The organism is Allomesorhizobium camelthorni, from assembly GCF_011045125.1.
GTDB classification, from domain to species: Bacteria; Pseudomonadota; Alphaproteobacteria; order Rhizobiales; family Rhizobiaceae; genus Allomesorhizobium; species Allomesorhizobium camelthorni.
In genome coordinates this window covers 1-6699 of sequence record NZ_JAAKZF010000159.1, presented here as the reverse complement: position 1 = coordinate 6699, position 6699 = coordinate 1, and the positions used below count along the sequence as shown (strand labels likewise).

The 6699-nt window shown below is 66.0% G+C and carries 3 protein-coding genes and 2 pseudogenes; 1 reads left to right on the top strand and 4 read right to left on the bottom strand.

All coding sequences use genetic code 11. From position 1 onward, the window contains the following. Both G6N73_RS34115 and G6N73_RS34110 read right to left on the bottom strand, forming a co-directional pair. Positions 1–360 (bottom strand): hypothetical protein (locus tag G6N73_RS34115; protein ID WP_165034307.1); only part of this gene is annotated, 360 nt, incomplete at its 3' end. A 7-nt stretch (positions 361–367) separates the two neighbouring features. Next, positions 368–2978 (bottom strand): annotated as a pseudogene (locus G6N73_RS34110) (ATP-dependent helicase). Positions 2979–3175: 197 nt separating this feature from the next. Here G6N73_RS34110 and G6N73_RS34105 point away from each other — a divergent pair. Then, positions 3176–5492 (top strand): annotated as a pseudogene (locus tag G6N73_RS34105) (PBP1A family penicillin-binding protein). An 18-nt stretch (positions 5493–5510) separates the two neighbouring features. On the opposite strand, the gene G6N73_RS34100 reads toward G6N73_RS34105, so the two are convergent. Both G6N73_RS34100 and G6N73_RS34095 read right to left on the bottom strand, forming a co-directional pair. Beyond that, positions 5511–5795 carry a hypothetical protein gene (locus tag G6N73_RS34100; protein WP_165034306.1) on the bottom strand — a complete coding sequence of 95 codons (285 nt, stop codon included), beginning with the start codon at positions 5793–5795 and terminating at the stop codon, positions 5511–5513. Between the two features lie 98 nt (positions 5796–5893). Next, the coding region (locus G6N73_RS34095; protein ID WP_343044841.1) for a type ISP restriction/modification enzyme at positions 5894–6699 on the bottom strand (806 nt) is incomplete at its 5' end.

Sequence of the window (6699 nt, the reverse complement as noted above, 5' to 3'; positions counted from 1 at the left end):
CTCTAACCCATATAACCGATCAAAATTCCAGAACGGAGGATCTCCTCCGAGCCAAGTGTTTGATGATGCCCAACTGGCGACGTTCTCCTTGTACTCGTTCAGCCATTCTGGCGTGGCCTGTGCTGTTTTGGCATTAAAGCCGAGAAGGCCAGGGTCGAAAAGCTGTTCGACAGTTTCGGAATCAAATAACGCGTTGGAAAAGACAAAGTCGGTGATCTCATCATCACTTACTTCACCACTCAATTCGTCATATTTATCCGCTTCGCCGAGAGATAGTCGGCGAACTTGGATTGATTGAGTGATCACTTCTGCAATGATGTCGCGCAATTGCTGCGCAGTAATGAGGACTTTATCTGCCAAGAGAACCTCACACCCCCTGTACAAACCCGTCCAGCACCCGCTTTTGTCCCGCCTTATCAAAATCGATGGTGAGCTTGTTGCCGTCTATGGCGACGACATTGCCGTTGCCGAATTTCTGGTGGAAGACGCGGTCGCCGACGGTGAAGGGGGAGGGCGTGTCGGAGACGCTCTTGGCGACGAGTTCGCCGTCTATGGTGCGGCCCTTGACTGAGCCGCGACCGGCGCCGTAGCCGCTGTCGGTTTCGCCGTAGCCGATGCGCTCGACGGCGTGGCCGGAGCGCGTGCCCCAGTTGCGGTCCGTCGCCTCGGTGCGGTTCTGCTGGGCGCGCTGCCAGCCCGGCGTGGCGTAGGTGTTGGAGAAGGCGCCGCCGCCGGAACCACCGCCGCCAGCGCCGGCGCCTGAGCCGCCGAGATTGTCGAAGCGCGACGCGCCATATGGGTTCTGGCGACCGCCGCGGCCGGAGGCGAAAGCGCCGCCGCCATAGGACGAGCCATAGCCGCCATAGGAGCTTCCGCCCTCATCGACCTCGACATGGGCCTCGGGCAGTTCGTCGAGAAAGCGCGAGGGGATGGTCGATTGCCAGAGGCCATGGATGCGGCGGTTGGAGACGAACCAGATGTGCAGGTTCTTCTTGGCGCGGGTCAAACCTACGTACGCGAGGCGGCGCTCTTCCTCCAGGCCGGAGCGGCCGCCCTCGTCGAGCGAGCGCTGGTGCGGAAACAGGCCTTCCTCCCAGCCGGGGAGAAAGACTGTCTCGAATTCGAGGCCCTTGGCCGAGTGCAGCGTCATGATGTTGACGGCGTCGAGATTCTCCTGTTGCTCGGCATCCATGACCAGCGCGACATGCTCGAGGAAGGAGCGCAGCGACTCGTATTCCTCCATCGAGCGGATGAGCTCCTTCAGGTTTTCGAGCCGGCCCGGCGCTTCGGCCGAACGGTCGTTCTTCCACATGTCGGTGTAGCCGGACTCTTCCAGGATAGTCTCGGCAAGTTCGGTGTGCGGCGTGTGGTCGAGCGCTGCCTGCCAGCGGGCGAAATTGGCGGCGACTTCGCGCAGGGCGGCGCGCGGCTTCGGCTTCAGCTCGTCGCTTTCGGCGAGTTTCGAGGCGGCCTCCAGCATGGGCACGCGCAACGCACGCGCGGTGTCGTGGACCTGGCGGATGGCCGCTTCGCCGAGGCCGCGCTTGGGCACGTTGACGATGCGCTCGAAGGCGAGGTCGTCGGCGCCCTGGGCGACCACGCGGAAATAGGCGAGCGCGTCGCGGATCTCCTGGCGCTCATAAAAACGCGGGCCGCCGATGACGCGGTAGTTCAGGCCGAGCGTGACGAAACGGTCCTCGAATTCGCGCATCTGGAACGAAGCGCGCACCAGGATCGCCATGTCGTTCAGATTGTGGTTTTCGCGCTGCGCCTGCTCGATGGTCTCGCCGACGGCGCGGGCTTCCTCCTCCGAATCCCAGGCGGCGTGCACATGGACCTTGGCGTCGTCGGCCTCGATCTTCTCGGTGAAGAGGGTTTTGCCGAGCCGGCCCTCATTGTGGGCGATGAGGTGGGAAGCCGCGCCGAGGATATGGGCGGTGGAGCGGTAGTTGCGCTCCAGCCGGATGATGGTCGCGCCCGGGAAATCCTTGTCGAAGCGCAGGATGTTGTCGACCTCGGCGCCGCGCCAGCCATAGATCGACTGGTCGTCGTCGCCGACGCAGCAGATGTTTACGGCGGTTCGACCGGGCGCGGCCTTTCCCTCCCCCTTGCGGGGAGGGTGGAGCCGCCTCCGGCCGCTGCGCCAACAGCCGCAGCCACATATATTGCGCGGTGTTGGTGTCCTGGTACTCGTCGACGAGGATATATTTGAAGCGGCGGTGATATTCCTTCAGAACGTCCGGATAGGCGCGGAAGATGCGGATGGGATGGCAGAGCAGATCGCCGAAGTCGCAGGCGTTGAGCGTCCGCAGCCGGTCTTGGTAGGCCTGGTAAAGCTGGCGGCCCTTGCCGTTGGCAAAGGAGCGGGCGTCGCCCTCGGGGATTTCCGAGGGGCCGAGGCCCTTGTTCTTCCAGCCGTCGATCATCATGGCGAACTGGCGCGCCGGCCAGCGCTTGTCGTCCAGGCCCTCGGCCTGGATGAGCTGCTTGATCAGGCGCACGACATCGTCGGTGTCGAGGATGGTGAAGCCGGATTTGAGGCCGGCAAGCTCGGCGTGGCGGCGCAGCATCTTGACGCCGATGGAATGGAAGGTGCCGAGCCACGGCATGCCCTCGATGGCTTCGCCCACCAGCATGCCGACGCGCTGCTTCATCTCGCGCGCGGCCTTGTTGGTGAAGGTGACGGCGAGGATCTGGCTTGGAAAGGCGCGTCCGGTGGCGAGGATGTGGGCGATGCGGGTGGTCAAGACGCGCGTCTTGCCGGTGCCGGCGCCGGCCAGAACCAGCACCGGGCCCTCCGTGGTTTCGACGGCGAGGCGCTGCTCGGGGTTCAAACCCGCGAGGTAATCAGGCGCTGAGGCCTGGCGCGCGGCCATGGCGCGCGCGGCGATGCCCGAAGGCGCGTGGCCGCTCGCCGGGCGGGCGGGCGGCGCGCTCGGTTCGTCGAAAAAAGGCATGTCGTCCGGGAAACCTGGCATTGACACCGAATGTAGCGATTCGGGGCGGAAAGACCAGCAGCGTTTCCGTTTTGTGCCGGCAGGCGCGGCGTTTGGCCCGATGCTGGGCGGCGGCGTGGCGGCAGGGCAACGCGGAGCGTCAAATGGCTGGGAGCGCACTTTCCGAAGCTGCCGCTCGCGCTAGTTCGAGAATCAGGGACGCGAACGACAGACAATTCATGGCAGGCAGGACAAAGGCTCAGGAGAGCGAGGGCGGTCGCCCGGAGAAGCCGGCGTCCGCCGCGCCGGAGCCGCACGTTGAGGGTGCGGTGGATCAGTCACCCGCCGAAGAAGCGGCCTTCAGCCGAACCGGCAGGGCGGCGGCGGAACTCGCAAGAGCTTTGCCCCACGATCTCGGTATTGCCGCGCGGCGGGCGGGGAGGGCGGTCTCAGTGGGCGTAAGGCGGCTGGGCAAACGAACACGCGAGGCAGATTATTCGCGCATGGAGGCGCGGATCGGCGCGCTGGCCGGCTCGGTCCGCGGCCTGCCTGGGCTGTTCGGGTCGCCGGCGGAGCGGTTGCGCGGCTTTCGCGCTGTCCGCGAAAACGGCGATATTCTACCGGAGGTGGGACGTCGCAGGCGATTTACATGGCTGCGGGCGGCCGTGCTGTCGGTGCTGGCTTTGGTCGTGGTCTCGGTCGGCATCCTCTGGTGGGCGCTGCGCGACGTGCCCTGGCAGGAGATCGCCGAAGGCTCGCTGAAGCCGGTCGTTGTGCTGGAAAGCGCCGACGGCGCGGCGATCGTGCAGCAGGGGCCGTATCAGGGCGCCTACGCCAAGCGCGAGGAGTTTCCGCCGCATCTGGTCGACGCGGTGCTGGCGGTTGAGGACCGCCGCTTCTACGAGCATTACGGCATCGATTTCCGCGGCGTCGGGCGGGCGGTCTGGCGCAATCTTTTGGCCGGCGAGGTGGTTGAGGGCGGCAGCACCATCACCCAACAGCTGATAAAAATCCTGTATCTGGAGAGCGACCGCACCTTCAAGCGCAAGATCCAGGAACTGGTCATCGCCTTCTGGCTGGAGGCGCGGCTCGGCAAGGACGAGATCCTGACGCGCTATCTCAACAACATCTATCTCGGCGCGGGCGCGACGGGCGTTCCGGCGGCGGCGCGGGTCTATTTCGACAAAGGGGTGAACCAGCTGAACTTAAGCGAATCCGCGCTGCTCGCCGGCATCATCAGGTCGCCGTCGCAGCTGAGCCCGCTCACCAGCCCGCAGGCCGCCGCCAAGCGGACCGAGACGGTGCTCGACGTGATGATGGCGAGCGGCGCGATCGACGAGGCGGAGGCGAGGGCGGCGCGGGCGCGGACCGTGACGTTGAACCCGGCGCGCCCGGCGCACCGCGCCGGCAGCTGGTTCTCCGACTGGGTGCTGGACGATGCGCGCGAGATCGCCGGGCCCTATCGCGGCACGATCAAGGTGCGCACGACGATCGTGCCGAAGCTGCAGGCGCTGGCCGAGGAGGCGGTGCGCGAGGGGCTGGGCCTCTGAAGGTGCCGCAGGCGTGGGGCAGGCCGCGCTCGTCGCCATGACGCCGGACGGGGCGGTGGTGGCGATGGTGGCGATGGTGGGCGGGCGCGACTATGCCGGCAGCGAGTTCAACCGCGCGGTGACGGCGATGCGGCAGCCGGGCTCGGCCTTCAAGCTGTTCGTGCTTTATGCCGCGCTGAAGGCCGGCTATTCGCCGCGCGACCGGGTGAGGGACGAGCCGGTCGAGATAAACGGCTGGACCCCGGAAAATTTCGGCGGCGAGTATAATGGCCGCGTTTCCCTCGCCGAGGCCTTTGCACGGTCGCTGAACGCCGCGATGGTCAATCTGGCGCAGGAGGTGGGTTTGAAGAATGTCGTGGCGGCGGCGCGCGAGCTCGGCATAGACGCGCCGCTCATCGAGACGCCGGCGCTGGCGCTGGGCGCCTCGGAGGTCAGCCTGCTGGACCTCACCGGCGCCTACGCCTCGGTGCGGGCGGGGCTCGCGCCGATCGAGCCGTGGGGCATCGTCTCGTTCCAGAGCGAGGGCCAGCCGCAGGCTTTCCGGGTCGGGCCGTCGAAGCAGCCGGAGGTCGATCTGCGCGGCGTGCAGCGCGACCTGGTTGGGCTGCTGCAGCTGGTGGTCGAGCGCGGCACCGGCAAGGCGGCCGGGCTGGAGGGTTTCGCCGCCGGCAAGACCGGCACCAGCCAGAATTATCGCGACGCCTGGTTCATCGACTTCAACGAGCCGCTGGTGGCCGGCGTCTGGGTCGGCAATGACGGCGACACGCCGATGAACGAGATCACCGGCGGCTCGCTACCGGCGGCGATCTGGAAGCATTTCATGTCGGCCGCGCTCGCCGAGGCGGCAAAGGGCAAGCCTGGGGCGGAGGCGATGACCGCGTCTGCGGAGGAAGAAACGCCGGTGTCGTGTAACGTACGCGCCTGCTCGCGCGCCTACCGCTCGTTCCGGGCCGAGGATTGTACGTTCCAGCCGTATAGCGGGCCTAGGAGACTGTGTGAGAAGTAGGGGGCGCCTACGACGAATTTACGCCGCCAGCAGCCGCCGCATCTCCTCCTCGAAGTCGAAGCAAAGCTGCTTTGCTTCGTCTTCGGGCAGCCACAGCACCATCTGCGGCACGATCTTGCGGTAGAGCCGAACGCTGTCCTCGTCCCAAGGCAGGGTCTCGGCCGCCCGCGCCTCCGCGATCAGCCGGTGCAAGCGCGCGCGGACGCGATCGGGATCGCCGTGGTAATAGACGGTCGGTGCGTCCTCGTCGAACAGCTCCGGCTCGTCGGCGCCGAAAAGGTCTAGCTGATTCCTGCTGGTCATGGCTGGTCCGGTACGATTCGTACCGGCACTATGCCGTCACCGGATTGGCGACACGATGGCTGCGGGCCGACTTATCCCCGCTATCCTGACGCATCCTGTCAGTTATCTTTGCCGTCGTCGCCAAGCGCCGCTTTCAGGTGATCGGCCTTGATCAGTTCGGCCTTCAGGATTCGCTCCATCAGATCGGCCTGTACCGGCTCCAGCGCGACCACGCGGCCGAGAACGTTGAGGAGATCGATCAGGTCGGACGTGTATTCGGCGAGCCAATGGTCCGGCTGGACGGAATCGAGCGGCGAGGGCGGCCGTTTATCGCCGATCTGAGGGCGCGTGCGGTCGCGCCGGCGATAGCTGAACCAGTGCCATACCACCTGCTTGCCCGAGACTTCGTAGTTCCACATCTCGGGCGAGACGTTGTCGACAAACCCCTTGCCGACGTGCAGGCGGCGCTTCGCCGCGTCGTATTCCATGGTGTCGGGCAGCGGCTCTGGCTTGCCTGGAATGCCGCCCTCCTCGGGAATGAACGGGCGCTCGCCTTCTGCCATGCGCGGAGGCGCCTTCGGAAGGCCGGCCGCCGGATCGGCGAAGCGCTCGCCATAGGTATGCAGCCAGATCACCTCGCGGCCGAGCGCGGCCGCTTCCGCGAATAGCGCCGGGTCGGCGGTCAGCGGCACGCGTAGGCCGGGCTGGACGAGGTCAGGCTGGAAACGCGCGGTGAATGCCGGATGCGCCATAATTGCCGCGAGATAGGCCATGATGTCCTCGGCCGAGACGGGATGGCCATAGACATCGGCCAGCAGCCCGAGCAGGTGCGGCGGGATATTTGGCGTCTTGGCCGCCGCATCATGCCAGAGGGGATACACGCGGCCGCCAAAGGAGCCTCTGTAATGATCATGATCCGGGATTA